Annotated in this window: 1 protein-coding gene; it reads right to left on the bottom strand. The window is 60.5% G+C overall.

Going from position 1 to position 357, the window contains the following annotated elements:
- Positions 1–357: condensation domain-containing protein (locus ACODSO_RS29325; protein WP_489040112.1), on the bottom strand; the 357-nt coding region annotated here is incomplete at both ends.

Consider the following 357-nt stretch of genomic DNA (forward strand, 5'->3'; position numbering starts at 1 on the left):
TCATCGACGAATCCACCCGCGTACGGAAGACCAACGTATTGACGAACATACCGATCATGTCGTCGAGAGCCTTGTCTCCACGACCAGCGACTGGGGTGCCGACAGCAATGTCGTCGACTCCGGACATCCGGGACAGGAACACCGCGAACGCGGCGTGCATCGTCATGAACAGCGTGGCGTGGTGCTTACGTGACAGATCGAGTAGAGCACTGTGCAGATCCGCGTCGATCGTGAATCGAACCGAATCGCCTCGGAAGCTCTGATGCGCAGGCCGGGGCCGATCCGAGGGCAGGTCGAGCTGATCGGGTAGTCCGGCCAGTGCACTCTTCCAGTACGCAACCTGCTGCGAGGCAATCG

This window comes from Rhodococcus sp. FG69 (assembly GCF_057808915.1).